The sequence below is a fragment of the Desulfosalsimonas propionicica genome (genome assembly GCF_013761005.1).
In the GTDB taxonomy this organism is placed as follows: Bacteria; Desulfobacterota; Desulfobacteria; order Desulfobacterales; family Desulfosalsimonadaceae; genus Desulfosalsimonas; species Desulfosalsimonas propionicica.
This window is the reverse complement of record NZ_JACDUS010000010.1, coordinates 44,010-64,894: the sequence shown is the minus strand read 5'-3', so window position 1 is coordinate 64,894 and position 20,885 is coordinate 44,010. Positions and strand designations below refer to the sequence as shown.

The 20,885-nt window shown below is 56.7% G+C and carries 17 protein-coding genes; 6 read left to right on the top strand and 11 right to left on the bottom strand.

Going from position 1 to position 20,885, the window contains the following annotated elements; translation table 11 throughout:
* Positions 1-4 precede the first annotated feature (4 nt).
* Positions 5-1,558 carry an acyl-CoA carboxylase subunit beta gene (locus HNR65_RS14120; protein WP_181552163.1) on the bottom strand — a complete coding sequence of 518 codons (1,554 nt, stop codon included), beginning with the start codon at positions 1,556-1,558 and terminating at the stop codon, positions 5-7.
* A 230-nt stretch (positions 1,559-1,788) separates the two neighbouring features.
* Between HNR65_RS14120 and hisF the strand changes: the two genes are divergently transcribed.
* Genes hisF through HNR65_RS14105 form a run of 3 tightly spaced genes read left to right on the top strand, consistent with a single transcriptional unit; the run spans position 1,789 to position 6,310 of the window.
* Positions 1,789-3,372: an imidazole glycerol phosphate synthase subunit HisF gene (gene hisF, locus HNR65_RS14115; RefSeq protein ID WP_181552162.1), complete on the top strand. Its 1,584-nt coding sequence runs from the start codon at positions 1,789-1,791 to the stop codon at positions 3,370-3,372.
* Complete coding sequence (locus tag HNR65_RS14110) at positions 3,369-4,994, top strand: DUF4139 domain-containing protein (protein ID WP_181552161.1); 1,626 nt, start codon at positions 3,369-3,371, stop codon at positions 4,992-4,994. The genes hisF and HNR65_RS14110 overlap by 4 nt, the downstream gene beginning before the upstream one ends.
* Positions 4,994-6,310, top strand: a complete 1,317-nt coding sequence (locus HNR65_RS14105; protein WP_181552160.1) for a class II D-tagatose-bisphosphate aldolase non-catalytic subunit — start codon at positions 4,994-4,996, stop codon at positions 6,308-6,310. The genes HNR65_RS14110 and HNR65_RS14105 overlap by 1 nt, the downstream gene beginning before the upstream one ends.
* On the opposite strand, the gene HNR65_RS14100 is transcribed toward HNR65_RS14105, so the two are convergent.
* A complete protein-coding gene (locus HNR65_RS14100; protein WP_181552159.1) occupies positions 6,295-7,167 on the bottom strand; it encodes a DUF1207 domain-containing protein in 873 nt (290 codons plus the stop codon). The genes HNR65_RS14105 and HNR65_RS14100 overlap by 16 nt on opposite strands.
* A gap of 201 nt (positions 7,168-7,368) precedes the next feature.
* Positions 7,369-7,569, bottom strand: a complete 201-nt coding sequence (locus tag HNR65_RS14095; protein ID WP_181552158.1) for a cold-shock protein — start codon at positions 7,567-7,569, stop codon at positions 7,369-7,371.
* A gap of 374 nt (positions 7,570-7,943) precedes the next feature.
* Here HNR65_RS14095 and HNR65_RS14090 point away from each other — a divergent pair, with 374 nt between their 5' ends.
* Positions 7,944-9,797 (top strand): acyl-CoA dehydrogenase, encoded by a 1,854-nt coding sequence (locus HNR65_RS14090; RefSeq protein WP_181552157.1) that lies wholly within the window; start codon positions 7,944-7,946, stop codon positions 9,795-9,797.
* A gap of 661 nt (positions 9,798-10,458) precedes the next feature.
* On the opposite strand, the gene HNR65_RS14085 is transcribed toward HNR65_RS14090, so the two are convergent.
* From HNR65_RS14085 to rsmG, 6 genes are all read right to left on the bottom strand, one after another.
* Positions 10,459-10,866, bottom strand: coding sequence for a Zn-ribbon domain-containing OB-fold protein (locus tag HNR65_RS14085; RefSeq protein ID WP_181552156.1), 408 nt, complete (start codon positions 10,864-10,866; stop codon positions 10,459-10,461).
* Positions 10,867-10,892: 26 nt separating this feature from the next.
* Positions 10,893-12,074, bottom strand: a complete 1,182-nt coding sequence (locus tag HNR65_RS14080) for a thiolase C-terminal domain-containing protein (protein ID WP_181552155.1) — start codon at positions 12,072-12,074, stop codon at positions 10,893-10,895.
* Between the two features lie 34 nt (positions 12,075-12,108).
* A complete protein-coding gene (locus HNR65_RS14075) occupies positions 12,109-12,876 on the bottom strand; it encodes a 3-hydroxyacyl-CoA dehydrogenase (protein WP_181552154.1) in 768 nt (255 codons plus the stop codon).
* Between the two features lie 2 nt (positions 12,877-12,878).
* Entirely contained in the window at positions 12,879-13,514 is a 636-nt protein-coding gene (locus HNR65_RS14070) for a TetR/AcrR family transcriptional regulator (protein ID WP_181552153.1), read from the bottom strand.
* 114 nt (positions 13,515-13,628) lie between these two features.
* A complete protein-coding gene (locus HNR65_RS14065; protein ID WP_181552152.1) occupies positions 13,629-15,344 on the bottom strand; it encodes a YgiQ family radical SAM protein in 1,716 nt (571 codons plus the stop codon).
* Entirely contained in the window at positions 15,345-16,817 is a 1,473-nt protein-coding gene (gene rsmG / locus HNR65_RS14060; protein WP_181552151.1) for a 16S rRNA (guanine(527)-N(7))-methyltransferase RsmG, read from the bottom strand.
* A gap of 41 nt (positions 16,818-16,858) precedes the next feature.
* Between rsmG and HNR65_RS14055 the strand changes: the two genes are divergently transcribed.
* Complete coding sequence (locus HNR65_RS14055; RefSeq protein ID WP_181552150.1) at positions 16,859-17,599, top strand: RluA family pseudouridine synthase; 741 nt, start codon at positions 16,859-16,861, stop codon at positions 17,597-17,599.
* A gap of 173 nt (positions 17,600-17,772) precedes the next feature.
* Positions 17,773-18,834, top strand: a complete 1,062-nt coding sequence (locus HNR65_RS14050) for a 4Fe-4S dicluster-binding protein (protein WP_181552149.1) — start codon at positions 17,773-17,775, stop codon at positions 18,832-18,834.
* A gap of 1,027 nt (positions 18,835-19,861) precedes the next feature.
* Here HNR65_RS14050 and HNR65_RS14045 read toward each other — a convergent pair.
* Both HNR65_RS14045 and HNR65_RS14040 read right to left on the bottom strand, forming a co-directional pair.
* Positions 19,862-20,173, bottom strand: coding sequence for a hypothetical protein (locus HNR65_RS14045; protein WP_181552148.1), 312 nt, complete (start codon positions 20,171-20,173; stop codon positions 19,862-19,864).
* A 24-nt stretch (positions 20,174-20,197) separates the two neighbouring features.
* Positions 20,198-20,875 carry a 2'-5' RNA ligase family protein gene (locus tag HNR65_RS14040; RefSeq protein WP_181552147.1) on the bottom strand — a complete coding sequence of 226 codons (678 nt, stop codon included), beginning with the start codon at positions 20,873-20,875 and terminating at the stop codon, positions 20,198-20,200.
* Positions 20,876-20,885: the final 10 nt, after the last annotated feature.

The following is a 20,885-nucleotide window of genomic DNA, read 5'->3' as shown; positions in this document are numbered from 1 at the left end:
GGCCTCACAAGGGGATATTTCCATGTTTTCGGTCAGGTTTTTCCACTGTTTTGCCTTCCAGAAACTGCAGGGTACGGATCAGCTGATGGCGGGTGTCCCGGGGAAAAATCACATCGTCAATATATCCGCGCCGGGCCGCCAGAAAGGGATTGGCAAACCGTCTGCGGTAATCGGCCATTTTTTCGCTCAGTACGGCCCCGGGATCATCTGCTGCCTGGATTTCTCTGCGGTAGATGACCTCTGAGGCGCCCTTGGGGCCCATGACCGCGATTTCCGCCGATGGCCAGGCGTAATTGACATCGCAGTGGATGTGCTTGGAGTTCATCACCAGGTAGGCACCGCCGTAAGACTTGCGAACGATCACGGAAATTCTGGGCACAGTGGCCTCGATAAAGGCATAAAGCAGCTTGGCCCCGTGCCGGATAATGCCGCCGTGCTCCTGTTCCGGGCCGGGCATGAACCCGGGCACGTCCACCAGGCTGATTAAGGGGATGTTAAAGGCATCGCAGAAACGCACAAAACGAGCCGCCTTGGTGGAGGCGTCACTGTCGAGCACACCGGCCAGCACTGCGGGCTGGTTGGCCACCAAGCCCACCACCTGGCCGCCCAGACGGCCGAATCCGCAGATGATGTTTTTGGCAAAATCCGGGTGGACCTCCATGAACTCGGCCCCGTCCAGGATGCTGTAGATCAGGACATTCATGTCATAGGTCTGCCCGGGATTGGGCGGCACCAGATAATCCAGTGCCGGGTCCGTGCGCTCGGGCGGATCGCTGAAATCCACCAGGGGGGCTTTCTGCTTGTTGTTTGACGGCAGGTAATTCATCAGGCGCCGGACTTCGCGAAGGCAGAGAATGTCATTGGGCTGGGTGAAATGGGCGACCCCGGATTTGGCGCCGTGGACCCCGGCCCCGCCCAGGTCCTCGGAGGTGATGTCCTGGTGGATGACGGTTTTGACCACGTTGGGGCCGGTGACAAACATGTAGGAGGAATTCTGGACCATGAACACGAAATCGGTCATGGAGGGGCTGTAGACCGCGCCCCCGGCGCAGGGGCCCATGATGCAGGAAATCTGCGGGACCACACCGCTGGCCTTGACGTTTCGGTAAAAAATTTCGCCGTATGCGGCCAGCGCATCCACGCCTTCCTGAATCCGGGCTCCGCCCGAGTCGTTTAGACCCACAATGGGGCATCCCACGCGCACGGCAAGATCCATGACCTTGCAGATTTTCTGGGAGTGGGCTTCACCCAGGGAGCCGCCGATGACGGTGAAGTCCTGGCTGAACACGCACACTTCCCGGCCCTCCACTGTTCCGTGGCCGGCCACCACTCCGTCGCCCGGATAGGTGCGTTCATCGCCGATGGCGCTTCCCCGTCCGGTTTTAAGCATGTCAAATTCTTCAAAGGAGCCTTCGTCAAGCAGCAGCTCAAGGCGCTCCCGGGCGGTGAGCTTGCCCTTGAGATGCTGAACCTCGATGCGCTTTTCACCCCCGCACTGCAGGGCCTCCTTGCGCAAGGTTTCCAGAGTGGCAATGTTTTCCTGTAGAGCAATATCCATGGTGTTTCCCCCGCAAAAATCCGGTAAAAAGGATAACTGGCTTGTTTTTATAACGATTTATCAGATATCCATATATAATATCAAAAAATATCGTTCAAGACCATTAATAATGCAAGCAACATTGCAGGCAAAAGCAACCGGCTTGATTTTGGCGCACAAGTCGGGTAACCTGAAGCCCGTCAGGATTGAATCTCAGGGGTAACCGGAATCAGGGATGAAAAAGGGATAAAATGATAACACTGCTTGATTATGGCGCCGGAAATGTCCGCAGCGTGGTCAATGCCATTGAAAAATCCGGCCACACCGTGCACATGGCCGCATCCGGTGATGATATCGCCCGGGCGGAAAAACTGGTTTTTCCCGGGGTGGGCAATTTTGGCAAAATGATGCAGGTGCTGGGTGACAAAGGGTTTGTGGAGCCCCTGCTGACCTTTTTGCGCGCGGACAAGCCCTTTTTGGGCATCTGCCTGGGGCTGCACGCCCTTTTTGAAAAAAGCCATGAAGCCCCCGGAATTGCGGGGCTCGGATTTTTCACGGGCGAGGTCCGGCGGTTTGAAACCGAGTTGTCCGTGCCCCACATCGGCTGGAACGGCATTTGCGTGAAAAAGCCGACCCCCCTCTTTGCCGGCCTGGGCGAGGACGAGAAATTCTATTTTGTTCATTCCTATCACGTGGTGCCGCAGAACCCGGATGTTGTGCTGACCCGGACAGATTACGGCCAGTCGTTTGTCAGCAGCGTGGCTGCGGGCAACATCGCCGCCACCCAGTTTCACCCGGAAAAAAGCGGGGCAGCCGGGCTTGCAGTGCTGCGCAATTTTCTTGAACCCGGTCCGGAAGCCGCAATAGATCTCCGGGACCCGGTTCGGACGCATCTGGCCAAAAGGATCGTGGCCTGCCTGGATGTGCGCGCAGATGACGCCGGGCAGCTGGTGGTCACCAAGGGGGATCATTATGATGTGCGCGAAAACGGGCAGGTCCGGGATCTTGGCGGTCCGGTGGACCTGGCCCGGGATTATTATGCCCAGGGGGCAGATGAAATCACGTTTTTAAACATCACGGGATTCCGGGATTTTCCCATGCAGGACATGCCCATGCTCGATGTTTTGCGCCGCACATCTGAGCACGTTTTTGTGCCCCTGACCATTGGCGGCGGGATCCGAAGCTATACGGATGCAGACGGCCGCAACTGGTCTTCTCTGGAGGTGGCTGCGCAATATTTCAGATCCGGCGCGGACAAGATCTCCATTGGAAGCGATGCGGTTTATATCGCGGAAAATTATCTCAAAACCGGAAAAAAGACCGGAGAAAGCGCCATCGAACAGATTTCCGAGGTCTACGGCAGCCAGGCCGTGGTGATCTCGGTGGATCCCAGGCGGGTCTATGTCCATGACCCGGCAGACGCCCCGGACCAGGTAGTCATTGAAACCGCTGAGCCCGACCCGGAAGGCCGGTGTTTTTGCTGGTTTCAGTGCACGGTGAGCGGGGGGCGTGAGGGCCGGCCCGTGGATGCGGTCACCCTGGCCCGGGTCTGCCAGGAGCTGGGCGCCGGGGAGGTTCTGCTCAATTCCATAGACCGGGACGGCACGGGTGCGGGCTTTGACCTGGAACTGATCAGCGCGGTCTGCGATGCGGTCTCCATACCCGTGATCGCCTCATCCGGTGCGGGCAGCGCCGAACATTTCCTTGAGGTCTTTACGCGCACAAGCGTGGAAGCCGCCCTTGCAGCCGGCATTTTCCACCGCAAACAGTTGCCTTTGGGACAGGTGAAACAATATTTGCAAAACAAGGTTGAAATCCGACGGGAGGGAATATGAAAACAATCCGGGCGGCCGTGATGATCACCGGTTTCGTGCTCATTGCCGGTGTTGCGTTTGGCGCACAGCAGACGGTTTCCACCAAAATCACCAGCACCACGGTTTATTTTGACCAGGCCCGGGTCACCCGCCAGGGGCAAACCGCTGTGGATGCCGGCACCCATCGTTTGCTGGTGGGCGTGGATGCCTTTTCCATGGATCCGGATTCTGTGACCGCAGAAGTCCGGGGAGAAGGGCAGATTCTGGGCGTTGGGGTGGCCAGTATGCCGGTTGCCGATTCGCCCAGGAAAAAGATCCGGGAACTCGAAGCCCGGCGTGATGAGCTCAAAGCAGAGCAGCAGGAAATCACGGATGAAAAAACCGCACTCCAGCGCCAGGAGGCGTTTCTGGATTCAGTGGCGGAGTTTTCCGCAACCCAGGTGCCCCGGGAAATTCAGACGCAGATGCCCTCCCTGGAAGATCTGGCTGCTACCCGGGATTTTCTGGGAAATCAGTACACCAATGTTTTGGCCGGGCAGCGAAAGGCGCAGGACAGCCTGGACAAGCTTGAAAAACAGATCCGGCAGGTGAACCGGGAGCTGGATATGCTCCGGGACCGGACCGACAAAACCGCCTCGGCCATTGAAATCCTGTTTGATTCAAAAATCGCTCAAACTGTTGACATTGCCGCCAGGTACGTGGTGAAAAATGCCGGCTGGTCGCCTGTTTACCGGGCCATGGCCGCGGATGCAGACCAGGGTCTGGATCTTTCCATGATGGCTCAGGTCAGCCAGAAAACAGGCGAGGACTGGGAGGATGTTGATCTTTCGGTCTCCACTGCCGAGCCGGTCCAGGGCGGGCGGCTGCCCGAACTTTCGCCCTGGTTTCTCGATGTTCCCGGCCCGGTTGCGCGCAAAGCCGACCGGGACGCAGGCGCCCGCATGCAAGAGATGGCCATGGGCGCGCATGCCAAAGCACCCGCACCCATGGCTGAGGCGCAAAAGCATGAAACCGCCCTGTCCTTTGAATATGATCTGCCCGTGCCGGTTTCCGTGGCCTCCGGGGAGGATGAAAGCCTGCTGCCCCTTTTTACCCGCACTCTTGAAAGCCGGTTTTATCACCTCGCCGTTCCCCGCCGGGTGCCAGAGGCCTTTCTTGTATGCCGGGCAGAGGCGGATCGTGAACTGCTGGCCGGACCGGTGCAGGTGTTTTTCGAGGGCCGGTATGCCGGCCGCATGTTTCTGGAACAGCAGCCCGCAGGCCGTCCCTTTGTGCTGGGCATGGGAGCGGACCGATCAGTGGCGGTCCGGCGGGAAAAGCTTCGGGATCATCGCAAGGAGACCCGGTTTTTCGGCAAAATCGAGCGTGACACGGTGGTGCGGGAACTGGAATACCGGATTGTTGCGGAAAACCGAAAGCAAAGACCGGTTACAATCCATGTGCGGGACAGCGTACCGGTTTCCAAAACCGACAGAATAGAGGTAAAAGACGTTTCCTTTTCACCGCAGCCCGACCAAAAGGATTTTGCCGATAAGTCAGGGGTCATGCAGTGGGAAATGGAGCTGGAACCCGGCCGGAGCCGGGAGATTTCCATTTCCTTTACCGTGAACTATCCAAACGACATGCCGCAGCCGGTGTTTTAATGATGATGCAGAACCGACTCACAACCATGGGGCCGCATCAGCGAAGGGGCAGGGCGGAAGGCATCTACTCGGTGTGCTCGTCTCACCCGCGGGTTCTTTTGGCCGCGTTTGCCCGGGCTGCGGCAGACACCAGCGATCTGCTCATCGAGGCCACCTGCAACCAGGTCAACCAGTTTGGCGGCTATGCCGGCATGACACCGGCGGATTTTACCCGATACATCAGCGCCATGGCAGACCAAATGGGTTTTGACAAAGGGCGGCTGATTATCGGCGGCGATCATTTGGGCCCGCATGTGTGGAAAAACGAGACTGCCGACAGCGCCATGGACAAGGCCGAAACCCTGGTGGCCCATTGCGTGTCCGCGGGTTATGCCAAGATTCACCTGGATGCCAGCATGGCCCTGGGCGATGATCCGGACGGCCCCCTGGCTCCGGAAGTTTCCGCAGAGCGGGCTGCGCGTCTGTGCCGGGCAGCCGAAGCCGCGGCAAAAAAGCTGCCGGCCGGGGCCTCCTGGCCGGTCTACGTGGTCGGTGCGGAAGTGCCCACCCCGGGCGGTTCCATGGCGGAACCCGGGGATGTGCCGGTGACAGATCCCGGTGAACTGGCCGGGTACCTGGACTGCTGTCAAAAGGAGTTTGAACGCCTGGGACTTGAGGATGCCTGGCTGCGGGTCATTGCCGTGGTGGTCCAGCCGGGTGTGGACTTCGGCGGTCTCTGGGTGGCGCCGTACCAGCGGCTGCCGGCCGCGGCCCTGTCCGCCTTCCATGACCGGCTGCCCAATGCCATGACCTATGAAATCCATGCCACGGATTTTCAGCATCCGGATGCGCTTGCGCAGATGGTGCGCGATCATTTCTGTCTGCTCAAGGTGGGGCCGGCTTTGACCTTTGCCCTGCGCGAGGTTTTGTTTGCCCTGGCCTGCATTGAACAGGAGTGGCTCGGCAGCCGCAAAGATGTTGTCCTGTCCGGTCTCCGGGAGGTGCTCTGCGAGGAGATGGCGCAGTTTCCCGGGCACTGGTCCGGTCACCATCCCGATTCAGGACCGGTGCCGGACTGGCGGGTGCTTTTCAGTTACCTGGACCGGGTGCGCTATTACTGGGGCCGAGACCGGCTGCAGGCGGCGGTGCAGCAGCTGGAAAACAACCTGGGCACGACCATTCCCGAGCCGCTGATTCGGCAGTACATGCCCGATTTGTCCCCTTCCGTGGCGGATAAAGCCGTGGCCCCGGCGTCGCGGGATCTTGCGGATTGGAAGATTCGCAATGCACTCAACCCCTATGCAGCAGCCTGCCGCATGGATCAGAACCCGAAGTAGACCCCAAGGCCGAATGCGTCCATGTCATAGTCATAAAAAGCCCCGTAGGGAATAAAACCGTCATAGTATTCGGCCAGGACCATGATGTCACGGCTGCTGTCTGCGGTTTTGAACTTGAGTCCGGCCTTTACACTTACGGCAGGGGTCCAGCTTCTTTCCTGGACTCCCTTGATATCCACGCCGGCCACGGGCACCCCGTGGAAAAGGACTGGACTGGGGCTTTCATATTCCACCCCCGCTTGGTAGCTCCACCGGTCCATGTGGCCCGGGTCCCGCTGGAGCAGGTAGTGGATGCCGCCGTATACGCGAAATGGCTCCCAGTCGTAGGCGGTGATCAACTCTGCGGCCTCGTAGTCAAATCCAGAGTATTTATCCAGAAGGCCGGGATCGTCTGACACGTAATCATCGCCCAGGTGAGAGCTTTGGTGATAGACCCGCAGGCGCAGGGAAGCGTCCCGGTCCCGGTATGTCCACAGCAGGCCGATGCTGTAATCCGAGTTGAGCAGGTCATAGGAGGAGGTGTCCATGTCAAAATGGGAAAAGACTCCGCCGCTGATGCTGATCTGCCAGGCACGCTCGGGTCCCAGGTTTTTGCGGTAGACGCCAAAGGTCTCGCCAAGACCGATGGCCGCGCCGGTAAAGTCTTTTCTCATCTCATTGTTTATGTGGCGGACAGAGCCGAAAAACCGGGGTTCCTTGGGGTCGGCCAGGATCGGCTTGAAAATCTCCTCTTTCGGGAAAAGCCCCCCTTCATCCGGGTTTTGGGCCATGGCCGGGGAGGAGGCCAGGAAAAACATGGCGGCTGCTGTGAGACAGCAAATGAGGCTGCAGGCGGCGGATCTGATAGCTGTTTCCATGGTCAGACTCCTGTATGGTAAAGATTTCAAATGTCAAATGCTGTTAAAATAGTCCTGCCCAAACATTGTTGTCAAGTTTCGGCCGCAAACACCTGCCATGCAGTTGCCTGCAGTTTGTCCGGTAAAAAATTGCGCGAATAAAAAAAGCGCCCGGGAAAGATCCCGGACGCTTTTTGAATTGCCTCATGGTGCGGGTATAAATTATACCACGGTCACGTCAACGGCTGCCGGGCCTTTTTGCCCCTGCTGAACCGTGAAAGTGACCTTGTCGCCTTCGTTGAGCGATTTGAAACCGGTTGCATTGATCCCGGAATGGTGAACAAAAACATCTGTTCCATCCTCGGTCTCGATAAAACCAAAGCCTTTTTTGTCGCTGAACCATTTTACTGTGCCATTTGCCATAGTGTCATCCTCCTTTTGTGAAAGTTCTCTTGGTCTCCTTCGGATGGCCACTATCGAAATAGCTGTGCTGTTGGAAAGAAACCGTCCGGGTAATCATCTCAAGTCATTATAAGATTAAAATGACTATAGACCCGTTTCCGCAAAAGTCAAATAATAAAGAAGCTGTTCTGCATTTTATTTTTTCCTGAAAGAATAGGGAGATAAAAAATTTTAAAATTTAAAACATTCAGTTTGGGTTTTTCTTTTTTCGAAACATTTGCAAACTTCACGTTTACGTTGACTTTTGATCAAAAACATCGCTAAAATAATTTTTTCTATCGGTTTTCATTATTCTGAACATCTTTGCAGATCATCCCAGGAAAGGAATCAAAAAAATGGCACAGCAGATTGCAGACAAAAGGGACGTGGATTTTGTCCTGTATGAACAGTTTGATGCGGCGTCTTTGACAAAAAACGCCCGCTATCAGGACATGAACAAAAAGATGTTTGACATGGTGGTCAAGGAAGCCCGCAATTTCGCCATCAAGGAGCTTTTGCCGGTAAACGAGGAAGGCGACCGGGTGGGCCTGACCTTTGAAAACAACCAGGTCAGGGTGCCGGAATGTTTTCACCGGCCTTACAAGCTTTTGTGCGAAGGCGAGTGGATTGCGTTGAGCGAGGACCCGGAAATCGGCGGCCAGGGCCTGCCGCATTTAATCGCCCAGGCAGCGGCGGAATATATTGTTGGCGCGGATTTTTCCTTTGGCGCGTTCGGCTTTGCCACCCACGGGGCGGCCAAGATGATCGAGGTGTTTGGCACGGACAAACAGAAGGAAATGTTTCTCTATAACATGTACTCGGGAAAATGGGCCGGCACCATGGTGTTAACCGAGCCCGAGGCCGGCTCTGACGTGGGCAATCTGTCGACCACGGCCAGGAAAAATGATGACGGCACCTATTCGATTTCCGGCAACAAGATTTTTATCACCAACGGCGAGCACGATCTGACCGAAAACATCATCCATCCGGTGCTCGCCCGCATCGAGGGCGCGCCGGCGGGCACCAAGGGCATTTCCCTGTTTGTCGTGCCCAAGATCTGGGTCAACGCGGACGGCTCCATGGGCGAGCCAAACGATGTGGTGTGCACGGGCATTGAAAAAAAGCTGGGCCTGCATGCCAGCCCCACCTGCCAGCTGTCGTTCGGCAGCAAGGGCAGCTGCCGGGGCCTGCTTTTGGGCGAGGAAAACCGGGGCATGCAGGTGATGTTTCACATGATGAACGAAGCGCGCCTGGGCGTGGGTGCCCTGGGGCTGTTTAACGCCTCCTGCGCCTATCTTTATGCTTTGGACTATGCCCGTCAGCGGCTGCAGGGCCGGGATATGGAGCAGCTGCAGAATAAGGAAGCCCCCCAGGTGCCCATTATCCGGCATCCGGATGTTCGGCGCATGCTCATGTGGATGAAGACCCACACAGAGGGCATGCGCAGCTTTGTTTATTACGTGGCCCATCTTTTTGACAAAATCGAGTGCGCCCAAAACGAGGAGGAAAAGCAGGGATGCCAGGATCTGGTGGATCTTCTGACCCCGGTGATCAAGTCCTACTGCACGGACCGGGGCTTTGAGGCCACGGTTCAGGCCATGCAGTGCTACGGCGGCTACGGCTATACCGAGGATTACCCCATAGAGCGGCTGCTGCGGGATTCCAAGATCAACTCCATCTACGAGGGCACCAACGGCATCCAGGCCATGGATCTGTTGGGCCGCAAGCTGGGAATGAAAAAGGGCGCGGTGTTTATGAGCCTGCTGGGGGAGATGCAGAAAACCACGGCCGCAGCCAGGGAGATCCCGGCCCTGGAAAGCCTGGCAAAGGACATGGAAGCTGCGGTCAATGACCTGGGCAATGCGGCCATGCACATGGGCAAGACCGGCACGTCATCGGACTTCAAGGTGGCATTCGGCCAGGCCATGCCGTTTCTCGATGTTGTGGGAGATACCATCATGGCATGGATGCTTCTGTGGCGGGCTGTTGTGGCCGCCCCCAGGCTCGGGGAGATCACCGGCGGGGCCGAAGGGGACGCGCGTGCCGAAAAGATCAAAAAGAACAAAAATGCCGCCTTTTATGAAGGCCAGATCCAGTCGGCTGCTTATTACATTGAATCCATCCTGCCTGTTACCGCCGGCCGGATCAAGTCCCTGCAGCGAAATTGCCGGGCGGTGGTGGATATCCCCGAGCCGGCATTCGGCGGGTAAAGGGCCTTGTCAAAGGGCACAACTCCCGGAGGTACAGCCTGAACAATACCCGGGCGTTTCAAGGAAGTCCAAGGTCGGAGGCGGTTTTTGAAGCGACATTGGGCGTTTTCGGGAAAAATTCAGCAAATACCGTAGCGTAAAAATTTCAAACTGTTTGAGGCCGACAGGCCGAGTTTGTAAATTTTAGCGAAGGCATTTGATGAATTTTTCCCGAAAACGATCAGGAGCGGAAAAACCGGCCCCGGCCGCAGGGCTTCCTTCCTCCAAGCCATCACTTTTATTGCCGGGAGCGTGACGACATCATCTGTGCAATCATCTTGTGCGGGTTTTCGCATGAGCCGGGTCGGGGGTGGTTTGTTTGTCTGCGGCTCGGTTTCGGCGATTGGGCCGGGACTTTGGCTGGAATTTTAAAAACTCGGGCGGATCGCCCTCAGACAGTTTAAAATTCCGGACGCCAAAGCCCAGGCCCAATCTTTTGCCGAAACCGCGCCAATGCAGCCAAACAAACCACCCCCGCCCCGGCCCATGGCCGGGGCACTGGGAATATGCGGCAACAATTGCTTTTTACCGGGAAGTCCTCTGAATTTGAATCTATGCAGGGCTTCCTTCCCGCAAAAATACCGATGCAGGGACGTGGAAAGATATTTTCAGCCCTCTGTTTTCAAGCAAACCGAAACGCCGGCCTTGCCATGGGTCCGTCTGAGTACCGGTCTCCGGGAAATACCCGGCAGCCCAGTTCCACCTGTTTGCCGATGAGGCTCAGATCCGCCCGGGACGGGTCCAGGTCATAGAGGTTGCCCATGATCCAGGGGCCTTCTTCGAGCTCCACCAGCACCACAATATAGGGGGCTTCACTTTCCCGGCCCTCCGGGGCCACGGTAATGGTGGTAAAGGTGGTGATTTTGCCCCTGCCTGAGAGTTCCGTGATTTCCAGGTCATAGGCGGTGCAGCTGCGGCAGCTCATCTGCGGCGGGCAGGTCACGGCCCCGCACCTGGGGCAGGAAAGCCCCATGAGCTTGTTTTTCATCAGTGCCTTGTGATATTGCCTGAAGGAAAGCTTGTATTCCATGGCTTTCTCCTTGGTTTCGTTTTTTTTTACCAGCCCGCCTGGAGCACCAGGTTGGCAATGGTGCCGTCTCCGCCCAGGGTGTCGACCAGCCCGGTTTTGGCTCCGTTTACCTGCCGGCCTGAATCGACCAGATCCCCGCGCAGCTGGCGGACGATCTCGCAGGTCTGGGATGCGCCCGTGGCGCCGATGGGATGGCCCTTGGCCTTGAGGCCGCCGGAAATGTTGATGGGGATTTTACCGCCAATTTTTGTTTCTCCCTTTTCCCAGAGCTGCCCGGCGGTGCCGTTTTCTGCAAAACCCAGGTTTTCTGCGGCAATGATCGAGGCAATACTGAAGCAGTCGTGCAGCTCGCATATATCAATATCTGCCGGGCCGATGCCGGCCATGTCATAGGCCTGCTTTGCCGAAATCTCCCTGGCCCGGAGCCGGGGCAGATAAGGGGCCTGGGCGCTTAACCGTGGCGATGAGGCCTGACCTGAGCCGGTGATGAAAACGGGTTTGGCGGTCAGTTTTTTGGCGACATCTTCCGAGGCCAGTACCAGGGCTGCGGCCCCGTCGGAAAACGGACAGCAGTCGAGCAGGCGCAAAGGCGAGGCCACCATGAATCCGTTGGATACCTGATCCACGGTGATTTCCTTGTGTTTGAACTGGGCATGGGGGTTTTTGGTGCCGTAAAAATGGGATTGGACCGAAACCAGCGACATCTGCTCGCGCAGCCGCTCCATGGAAACGCCGTAAGTATGGGCGTACAAGTGGGCCAGCAGTGCGAAAAAACCCGGAAATGTAAGGCCTGCGGCAAATTCGTACTTGGCGTCCGTGCCCATGGCAAACGTCCGGGTCGCAAGAGGCGTGCTCATGGCCGTGGCTTTTTCCGTTCCACCCACCAGCACGATGTCGTAAAAACCCGAGGCCACCCACATGAAGGCATCCCGGATGGCCAGGGTGGCTGAAGCGCAGGCCCCTTCAAACCGGGTGGCCGGGATGTTGTGCATGCCCAGCTCATTTGCGATATAGGACTGGATCATGCCCTGGCCCTCGGCAAAATCGCCGAACACGTTTCCGCAGTACAGGGCCTGGATTTTTTCCGGGCCGGTTTCGCACTCGGCCATGGCCTCAGTGGCGGCTTCGCAGAACATTTCAATTTCGGTTTTGGGCGACTCTGCGGCAAAATCCGTGTGCCCGGTGCCCACAACAGCGACTTTTCTCATGGAAAAACCTCCGGAGATGGTAAAAAAATGACAGCTACCGGGCCTGCATGCGCATGGCCGAATCCAGGCGGATGGTTTCGCCGTTTAACACGGGATTGGCCAAAATGGATTCCACCATCAGGGCAAATTCAGCCGGCCGGCCAAAGCGCGACGGAAACGGCAGCTGTTTTTCCAGCGACTCCCGGGCTTTTTCCGGCAGGGCGTCAAACATGGGGGTTTCAAACAGGCCCGGGGCAATGGTGACCACCCGGATGCCGTGATCGGCAAATTCTCTGGCCATGGGCAGGGTCATGCCCACGATGCCGGCCTTGGATGCCGAATAGGCGGCCTGGCCCACCTGGCCTTCATATGCGGCCACAGATGCAGTATTGATCACCACGCCGCGCTCGCCTTCACTGTTGGGTGTATTTTCCGCCATTTTGGCCGCCGCCAGGCGGGTGACGTTAAAGGTGCCCACCAGGTTGACCTGGATGGTTTTGGTGAACTTGTCTAAGGGCATGGGCCCGTTTTTGCCCACCACTTTTGCCGGAATGCCGATGCCCGCGCAGTTGATCACCCCGTGGACGGCGCCGAAGGCCGCAATTGTTTTGGCAACAGCGTCTTGTGCCGAGGTTTCATCGGCTACATCCGTGTGGCAGTAGATGGCCGCGTCCCCGAGTTCTTCGGCCAGGGATGCGCCGGTGTCGTCGGCCAGGTCAAAGATGGCGGCCCTGCCGCCTTTTGCCGCCAGCGCCCGGACCGTTGCCGCGCCCAGTCCGGAGGCTCCGCCTGTGACAATAAATGCGTTTCCGGAAATCTCCATTTTCATGCCTCCTTGTGATGAATTGATGCGGTTGCAGATTTGTTTGCAATGCCTTTGGCAATGATTTCAAACAAATCGTCTGCATACTGGTCTGCGGGAATATGGCCCCCGAAGATCACGCCCGGCAGACACATGTGCTCGATTCCGCCCAAAATGGCCTGACGGATGGGATGAGGGTCGATATGCTGTTTGATCTCGCCGTTTCTGACCCCTGTCTGGATTATTTTCAGGATCATTTTGCTGTAATCCTGGACGATTTTGTAGGTCTCGCTTTCATAATAGGCCGGGTAATTTCTGACCTCCAACAGCAGGATTTTGGCAAATATCCGGTTTTCCGCGTAATAATAGAAATGCAGCCGGATCATCAGGCGCAGTTTTTCCAGCGCCCCGCTCCGGCGGTCGATTTCCACCCGGATCTGGTAGACAAACCGTTTGAGGTCATTTGCCAGCACCTGGTGGAGAAGGCCCCGCTTGTCTTTGAAATAGCGATAGATCAGCGCCTCGTTAACCCCTGAGGTGCGGGCGATTTCCGCGGTGGTAATGGAGTTGAAATCCTTTTGCTCCAGCAGGGTGCGAAGGGCATTTTCAATCTTGATTTGCCCGGGCGGCACCTGCCGGGGAGGTTCCTGTATGTCCATGTCTGCCCGGCTTTAGAGGTGAATGACAAAATAAAGTAAAACTTACTTACATGCTTTCAGCCAAGTTTTACCCAAACCATCGGGTTTGTCAAGAAGGGAGTTGAAAAGGTGCTTTTATTGTGGTTTTTTGGGTTTGGCCGTGCGGGCTGCCGGGGTGAGGATTTGTTTTTGGGCCTGTTTGCGGCGGGGGTCGGTTTCCACGAAAAGGGGGTTTTTGCCGGGCCATGTTTTTTTTGTCCAGTACATGAGTGTGGCCACGGTGGCCGGAACCGGGGTGAAGATCTGGACCTGTTCCGGGGCAAAGCCCATTTCCCGGGTGCAGAAGTCCTTTACTGCTTCCATGTCCTTTTGCGTGGACCCCGGGTAGGCGGCCAGGAAATAGCCGGTGAGATAATATTTCCTGCCCAGGCGTTGGGCGGTTTTGCGAAAGCGGCGGATAAACTGCCGGGTGATGTCAATATCGGGTTTTCCCATGAGCGCGAGCAGATGATTTTCGCTGTGTTCAGGGGCGATTTTGAGCTGGCCGGAAACATGATGGGAAATGATCTGCTCCAGGTAGGCCTGCCCGTTTTGGGAATCGGCAAGGATGAGGTCATGGCGGATGCCCGAGCCGATAAACACGTGTTTGATACCGGAAATTTTGCGCAAATCCTTTAACAGCCGGATCTGGGGTCCGTGGTCCACGGCCAGTTCCGGGCAGACCCGGTCGCCCAGGCATCTTTTTCGGATGCAGGCCCCGTGGGTTGCCTTTTTCCGGCACTCGATTGCATACATGTTGGCAGTGGGTCCGCCTACGTCTGAAATCACGCCCTTAAAATCCGGGTGCCGGGCCAGGCTTTCGGCCTCTCTGAGGATGGACGGCCGGCTGCGGCTGATCACGGTTTTTCCCTGAAGCGCGGTAATGGCGCAGAAGTGGCATTCCCCGTAGCATCCCCTATGGGAGATAATGGAAAATGCGATGGTGTCAAGCGCCCGCACCTTGCCCTGTTCCGCGTGCACGGGATGGGCCCGGCGCCTGTAGCCGAGTTCATGGATGCGGTCTATCTCCTGTTGGATCAGGGGCAGTTGCGGGGGGTTGCACACAAGGTAGCGGGTGTCCTGGAGCTGGCAGAGACCGCGGGCCTTGACAGGATCAGTGTTTTTGTAAAATCCGGCAAACATTTCCACAAAGGCGTCCTTGTCTGCGGCGGCCCTGGCATGGGAGGGCAGTTCAAGAAATCCTTCGGGCTTTTGGGCTGCGGCATAGCATATGCCCCGCAGGTCTGTGAAGTCCTGTCCGTTTTGAAGGCGGCGGGCAAGTTCTGTTACGGTTTTTTCCCCCATGCCGTAGACCAGCACATCGGCCTTGGCATCAAACAGGATGCTTCTGCGCACTTTGTTGGTTTTAAAATCGTAATGGGAAATCCGGCGCAGGCTGGCTTCCATCCCGCCGAGCACAATGGGCCGGGTATTTTTGAAATGCCTGCGGATCAGGTTGGTGTAGGCGATCACCGCCCGGTCCGGCCGACGGGTGTTTTGTCCGCCCGCGGTCAGATCGTCGCTTTTGCGTTTTTTGCCCGAAGCCGTGTAATTGGCCACCATGGAGTCCATGCACCCGCCGGTCACGCCCCAGAACAGTTCCGGCTCGCCCAGGCGGGCAATATCAGCGCCATCGTCCATGTCCGGCTGGGCGATCACCCCGGTGCGGAAACCCGCGTCCATGAGCACGTTGGCAATAACGGCAGCGCCCATGTGCGGCACATCCACATAAGCGTCCCCGGTGACCAGGATCACATCCAGGCCGTCCCAGCCCATGTCCTGCATCTGTTTTTTGGTGGCTGGTGGAAACATTTATATACGCCTTGTCTGCGACCAGGTGTAAAGGGCAATGGCTGCGGCGGCCGCGGCATTGAGCGATTCCACCTTTGGGCTCATGGGAATGGAAACCGCGTTTTTTTTCAGCCCCCTGGGCAGGCCCGGGCCTTCCATGCCCGGCAGCAGGGCAAAGGATTGGGGAAACGCAAATTCAAAGACGGGCGTGCCGCTCATGGAAAGGGCCACCACGGGCAGATCTGTTGGCAGTTCGCCGATGGGCGGGCCCTGCATGAGATTGGCATGCATCACCACACCACCGGAGGCCCGAATGGCCCGGGGGTGGAAGGGATGGGCGGCTTCGGCCAGCAGCACGATGTTTTCCGCGCCAAAAGCCACGGCCGACCGGATTACTGCGCCCACGTTTTCCGGATCCTGAAAGGGCACCAGAACCGTACATCCCGGGGGCAGACCGGCCCCGGGATGCCACGGAATGATGACAGGGATTTCCACCAGCAGCAGGGGCGAGCGGGTGCCAAGCACGTCCAGGGTGTCAAACAGTTCCGGAGCCAGCCGGTACCAGGCGGCCCGGCTGGCCAGATTTTCCGGGGGCGGCTGGTTTTCAGACCCGGAAATCCAGGCCAGGCATTTGCCGCTGCATTGGGCAATAATGTCTGTGATCTGCTTTGCCCCGGACACAAGGGCCTGGTTTTGCTTTTTCATGCCCTTTGCGGTCAGCAGTTTTTTCAGATCCTTGTATGTGGTGTTTTGCGCGCTTTGGATGTCGCGGATCCGGTGCTTTTCCGCAGCCTGCTGTCTGCGGCGGGCCGGGGGTGCGTCTGTGCGTTCAAATATTACCAGGCGTCTTTGATTCGGGGTGTTGCCGATGCTGTAGGCCTTGTCCTGCCGCAGTTCAAAGCTGTAGGAAAAGGCCTGCTGTGCGGCCGCTATTTCATCTGCGCACCCCGGGCCCTTCATGAAAATCACAAGGCCGCCGGTTTTCACGCAGCCCTGAATCCGGTGCAGGGTTTTGTCCATATGCTCCACTGCCCGGGTGATTACGCCGGCAAACATCTGCTCAAATGACGGGGTCACGGCATGACCGTATACCCGGATGCCGGAAAGACCGAGCGAGGAAATGGTCTGCTCCAGAAACACCACCCGGTTCTGCCGGGTTTCGGCCAGCACGATTTCTGTGTCCGGAAAAGCGATTTTTAGTGGGATTCCCGGCATGCCCGGGCCCGTGCCAAGGTCCAGCAGGGGCGAGGGAAGGGCGGTGAGCTCTCCGGGCAGAATCGAGTCTGCATAAAGTTTGATCACCATGTTTTCAAACCGGTGAATCCGGGTGAGATTCAATTCCGGGTTGGCCTGGCGCAGCCGGTTGTGGTATTGCCATAACAGGTCGATCCGGTCCGGAGAAAGTGCGATGCCGCAGCTTTGCAGAATCCGGTCCATGTCTTTGGGACCCGGGGCTTTGCTTTCCGGCTTTTTTTGAAACGAGTTATTATTCATTTTTTTTTTAATCAGTTACCACTAATCCTGAACCCTGAATCATGAACATTGATCCCGGTTTTATCAACACGGCCAAATGGCCGGTGTTTTACGAAGACAATCACCTGCTGGTGGTCTATAAACCATCCGGGCTGCTGATACAAGGCGATTGCACAGGCGATGTCTGCCTGTTGGACCTGGCCCGGGAATATATCAGGATCCGGTATGAAAAACCCGGAAACGTGTTTCTGGCCCTGGTTCACCGCCTGGACCGGCCGGTGGCCGGGGTGGTGGTGTTTGCCCGCACTTCCAAGGCCGCCTCCCGCCTGGGCCGTCAGTTTCGCACGGGCCGGGTGGAAAAGCAATACCTGGCTGTGGTCCATGGGGTGGTTCCCGGCAGGGGCGGGGACCTGGTCAATAATATGGTGCGAAAAGGCCCCACCAGCCGCATTGTGGCCGCCTCCACTGCAAAGAGCCAGGAGGCCCGGCTTTCCTACCGGGTGCTGAGTACCGCCGAAAACAAGACTCTTCTGGAAATCGAACTGGACACGGGCCGTCACCACCAAATCCGGGCTCAGCTGGCCCATCTGGGGTTTCCGGTCATGGGGGATCTGCGCTATGGTGCGGCAGATCCCATGCCGCAAAAACAACTGGCCCTGTTTGCCCGAAAACTTGCCTTTGATCATCCCACCCAAAAACAGCGCATGACCTTTTGCACCCCCCTGCCTTTGGGCTGGCCCTGGTCGTGGACCCCGGAAAATCCTGATGCACCCGTTTGGGACTGGAAATCCCTTCAGGCATAGCCTTTGTCTGCCAAAGGCCGCATGTCGCCATTGAATCAAAAGCTGGTTTAAAATAACGAACGGTCGTTTTATTTTCGTTGACAACCCTGGCGATCAAAAATAAAGTCATAAATCAAAACCGTTTTCATCCCTGCAGCATCGAACATCGAACATTGAACCTTTGAGGAGGCCCCATGAGTGAGGTATACGAACAATTGCGCCAGCGGCTCGACGACCTGGGAACGGGTTTTCCGGCCACGCAAAACAGCGTGGAAATCAGCATTTTAAAGCAGCTTTTCACCGAGGAAGACGCCCGGATGTTTCTGATGCTCACCCCCATGCTCGAAGACCCGCAAAGCGTGGCCAGGCGCCTGGAACTGCCCGAAGACCAGACTGCATCCCATCTCGAGGACATGGCTTCCCGGGGCCTGTTGTTCCGGCATAAAAAGGGCGACCGGGTCAGGTATTCAGCCGTGCCCTTTGTGGTGGGCATTTATGAGTTTCAGTTAAACCGTGTGAACCGAGAGCTCGCAGAAGAGCTTGAAACTTATTATCAGCAGGCCCTGGGCAAGACTTTTCAGCAATGGTCCACCCCGGTGATGCGCACCATCCCCATCAACCGGGAAATCGTATCTGAATGGCCCATTGCCGCCTATGAAGACGCCATGACAATCATCGACAACCAGAAGACCATTGCCGTGGCCCCGTGCATCTGCCGGACCTCTGCGGCCCAAATCGACCAGGCGTGCGACAAGCCCCTGGAAACCTGTTTTCTGTTCGGCTCCCACGCGGCCTATTATGTGGACAACGGCATGGGCCGCTATATTGAAAAGGAAGAAGCCAAACAGATCATTGCCAAAAATGATGAGGCCGGCCTTGTGATGCAGCCGTTTAACTCCCAGAGTGTGGGCGGCATGTGCTCCTGCTGCGGCTGCTGCTGCGGCATGCTCCGGTCGTTAAAACTCCAGGATAGCCCGGCAGAAGCGGTCAAGAGCAACTATTTTGCCGAAGTTGATGAAGAGGTCTGCGTGGGGTGCGAGACCTGCGTGGAACGCTGCCAGATGGATGCCATTTCCATGGTTGATGAAAAAGCGCATGTGGTGGAAAACCGCTGCATCGGCTGCGGTTTGTGCGTGACCACCTGCCCCACGGATGCCATGGCCTTAAAGAAAAAATCCGAGGACAATCTTTACCTGCCTCCGGAATCCGGCATGGAAACCTATATGCGCATTGCTAAGGAGCGTGGCAAGATCTGATTTCTGCCTGGAAAGGGGCTTTTTATCCGCAAACCACGACTTTTATCACCGGAGCCGTGATAGCTGCAGCATCGGCATCATCAGGTTTTGCGGGTTTTCGCATGAACCGGGGCGGGGGTGGTTTGTTTGTCTGCGGCGTGCTTTCGGCGATTGGGCCGGGACTTTGGCTGGAATTTTAAAAACTCGGGCGGATCGCCCTCAGACAGTTTAAAATTCCGGGCGCCAAAGCCCCGGCCCAATCTTTTGCCGAAACCGCGCCAATGCAGTCAAACAAACCACCCCCGCCCCGGTTCATGGCCAGCGCTCTGGAAATATGTGCCAGCAACTGTTTTTTCCCGGGAAGTCCTCTAAATTTGAATCGATGCAGGGTTGATGATCTGGAAGGGTGTTTCTAATGTGTTTTAAGGGGGTATCGCATTTGTGAGAGGTTCCCCAAGGAAGGCCGAAGGGCGGGGGCGGGTTTTTGAAGCGACATTGAGAATTTTTGCGGAAAAATTCAGCCAATGCCGGAGCCGGAAAATTTCAAACTGTTTGAGGCCGTGAGGCCGAGTTTTTGAAATTTCGGCGAAGGCATTGGCTGAATCCGCAAAAAGGCTCAGGAGCGAAAAAACCGGCCCCGGCCGCAGGGCTTTCTTCCCCCCAGCCACCACCATCTTTAACCCGGAAAGAGTCACAGCCGCAACATTGGCATAACCAAGGCATAATCAGCTTGTTCCGGTTTTCGCATGTGTCGGGTCGGTTGTGATTTGTTTGTCTGCGGCGTGCTTTCGGCGATTGGGCCGGGACTTTGGCTGGAATTTTAAAAACTCGGGCGGATCGCCCTCAGACAGTTTAAAATTCCGGGCGCCAAAGCCCCCGGTCCGATCTTATGCCGAAACCGCGCCAATGCAGTCAAACAAACCACCCCCGCCCCGGTTCATGGCCGATGCTCTGGAAAGATGTTTCAGCAACTGGTTTTTACCAAGAGTTCCTTTGGGTTTTGATACTTAAATAGTTGGTCAAGCCGAAAGGGGGTTTCCAGGGTGTTTTACAGAGTTGTCGAATTCGGGCGTGGGGCTCCAAGGAAGCCCGAAGGGCGGGGGCGGGTTTTTGAAGCGACATTGAGAATTTTTGCGGGAAAATTCAGCCAATGCCGGAGCCGGAAAATTTCAAACTGTTTGAGGCCGTGAGGCCGAGTTTTTGAAATTTTGGCGAAGGCATTGGCTGAATCCGCAAAAAGGCTCAGGAGCGAAAAAACCGGCCCCGGCCGCAGGGCTTCCTTCCTCAAAACCACCACCTTCACTGCGGGAGTCGAGACAATCGCAGCATCGGCATCATCAGCTTGTGCGGGTTTTCGCATACGCCTGACGCGGAGGTGGTTTGATCATTTGCCGGCTGTTTTGAGCTGGATTTCCTGTTGGGCTGAGAGCGGGCCTGCGATTTCAAGTGGCCAATAGGTGGACAGGGTGATTTTGTCCACCAGGCAGGAAATCCGGTCCTTTGTCTGAAACGCCGCCATTTTTTCGGCCACATCCCGGGTGTTAAACGCACCGGCATACAGGCCGATTGTCAGGTGCGGAACATAAGCCCTTGTCCGGTCTTCACAAAAGCTGTTGGTTAAAATGCGCCGGATTTTTGCCAGTCCGCCCTGGGTGTCAAAGACTTCCAGAAACGGGGCTGCTGCAAAACTGTTCATGCCGCCGATGCAGATTTCAAAGGGCTCTATGCGCGGCTGCCAAAGATCCTGCAGATGGCGGTGCAGGCTTTGGCTGCTGTAATCATCACTGAACCGCGGTTTATGGGTTAGAAAGCCGCATACCAGAAGGGTGACATGGGGCTGGCGATAATAGGGGGAGAAAAGAAAGGGCTCCATCCACGCCTTTGCCGCATCAAAGCGTGACCGGACCTGTTCATTGCCAATGCCCACGGTCCACACCGCAAATTTCTCGCGCCCTTTGTGCCACTGGCTGTAGTCGCGATTTTTTGTGGCCAGGGTGGTTTTATAAGACAGAAATTCATTCCAGACGGAACGGGTTTGGATGTCCCTGGCTGCTGTGGGCATTTCTGTTTTC

What these genes read in the sequence shown, in the direction of transcription:
- HNR65_RS14120 (WP_181552163.1), bottom strand. Translation starts at nt 1,558, where the DNA reads ATGGATATTGCTCTACAGGAAAACATTGCCACTCTGGAAACCTTGCGC.
- hisF (WP_181552162.1), top strand. Translation starts at nt 1,789, where the DNA reads ATGATAACACTGCTTGATTATGGCGCCGGAAATGTCCGCAGCGTGGTC.
- HNR65_RS14110 (WP_181552161.1), top strand. Translation starts at nt 3,369, where the DNA reads ATGAAAACAATCCGGGCGGCCGTGATGATCACCGGTTTCGTGCTCATT.
- HNR65_RS14105 (WP_181552160.1), top strand. Translation starts at nt 4,994, where the DNA reads ATGATGATGCAGAACCGACTCACAACCATGGGGCCGCATCAGCGAAGG.
- HNR65_RS14100 (WP_181552159.1), bottom strand. Translation starts at nt 7,167, where the DNA reads ATGGAAACAGCTATCAGATCCGCCGCCTGCAGCCTCATTTGCTGTCTC.
- HNR65_RS14095 (WP_181552158.1), bottom strand. Translation starts at nt 7,569, where the DNA reads ATGGCAAATGGCACAGTAAAATGGTTCAGCGACAAAAAAGGCTTTGGT.
- HNR65_RS14090 (WP_181552157.1), top strand. Translation starts at nt 7,944, where the DNA reads ATGGCACAGCAGATTGCAGACAAAAGGGACGTGGATTTTGTCCTGTAT.
- HNR65_RS14085 (WP_181552156.1), bottom strand. Translation starts at nt 10,866, where the DNA reads ATGGAATACAAGCTTTCCTTCAGGCAATATCACAAGGCACTGATGAAA.
- HNR65_RS14080 (WP_181552155.1), bottom strand. Translation starts at nt 12,074, where the DNA reads ATGAGAAAAGTCGCTGTTGTGGGCACCGGGCACACGGATTTTGCCGCA.
- HNR65_RS14075 (WP_181552154.1), bottom strand. Translation starts at nt 12,876, where the DNA reads ATGGAGATTTCCGGAAACGCATTTATTGTCACAGGCGGAGCCTCCGGA.
- HNR65_RS14070 (WP_181552153.1), bottom strand. Translation starts at nt 13,514, where the DNA reads ATGGACATACAGGAACCTCCCCGGCAGGTGCCGCCCGGGCAAATCAAG.
- HNR65_RS14065 (WP_181552152.1), bottom strand. Translation starts at nt 15,344, where the DNA reads ATGTTTCCACCAGCCACCAAAAAACAGATGCAGGACATGGGCTGGGAC.
- rsmG (WP_181552151.1), bottom strand. Translation starts at nt 16,817, where the DNA reads ATGAATAATAACTCGTTTCAAAAAAAGCCGGAAAGCAAAGCCCCGGGT.
- HNR65_RS14055 (WP_181552150.1), top strand. Translation starts at nt 16,859, where the DNA reads ATGAACATTGATCCCGGTTTTATCAACACGGCCAAATGGCCGGTGTTT.
- HNR65_RS14050 (WP_181552149.1), top strand. Translation starts at nt 17,773, where the DNA reads ATGAGTGAGGTATACGAACAATTGCGCCAGCGGCTCGACGACCTGGGA.
- HNR65_RS14045 (WP_181552148.1), bottom strand. Translation starts at nt 20,173, where the DNA reads ATGCGAAAACCCGCACAAGCTGATGATGCCGATGCTGCGATTGTCTCG.
- HNR65_RS14040 (WP_181552147.1), bottom strand. Translation starts at nt 20,875, where the DNA reads ATGCCCACAGCAGCCAGGGACATCCAAACCCGTTCCGTCTGGAATGAA.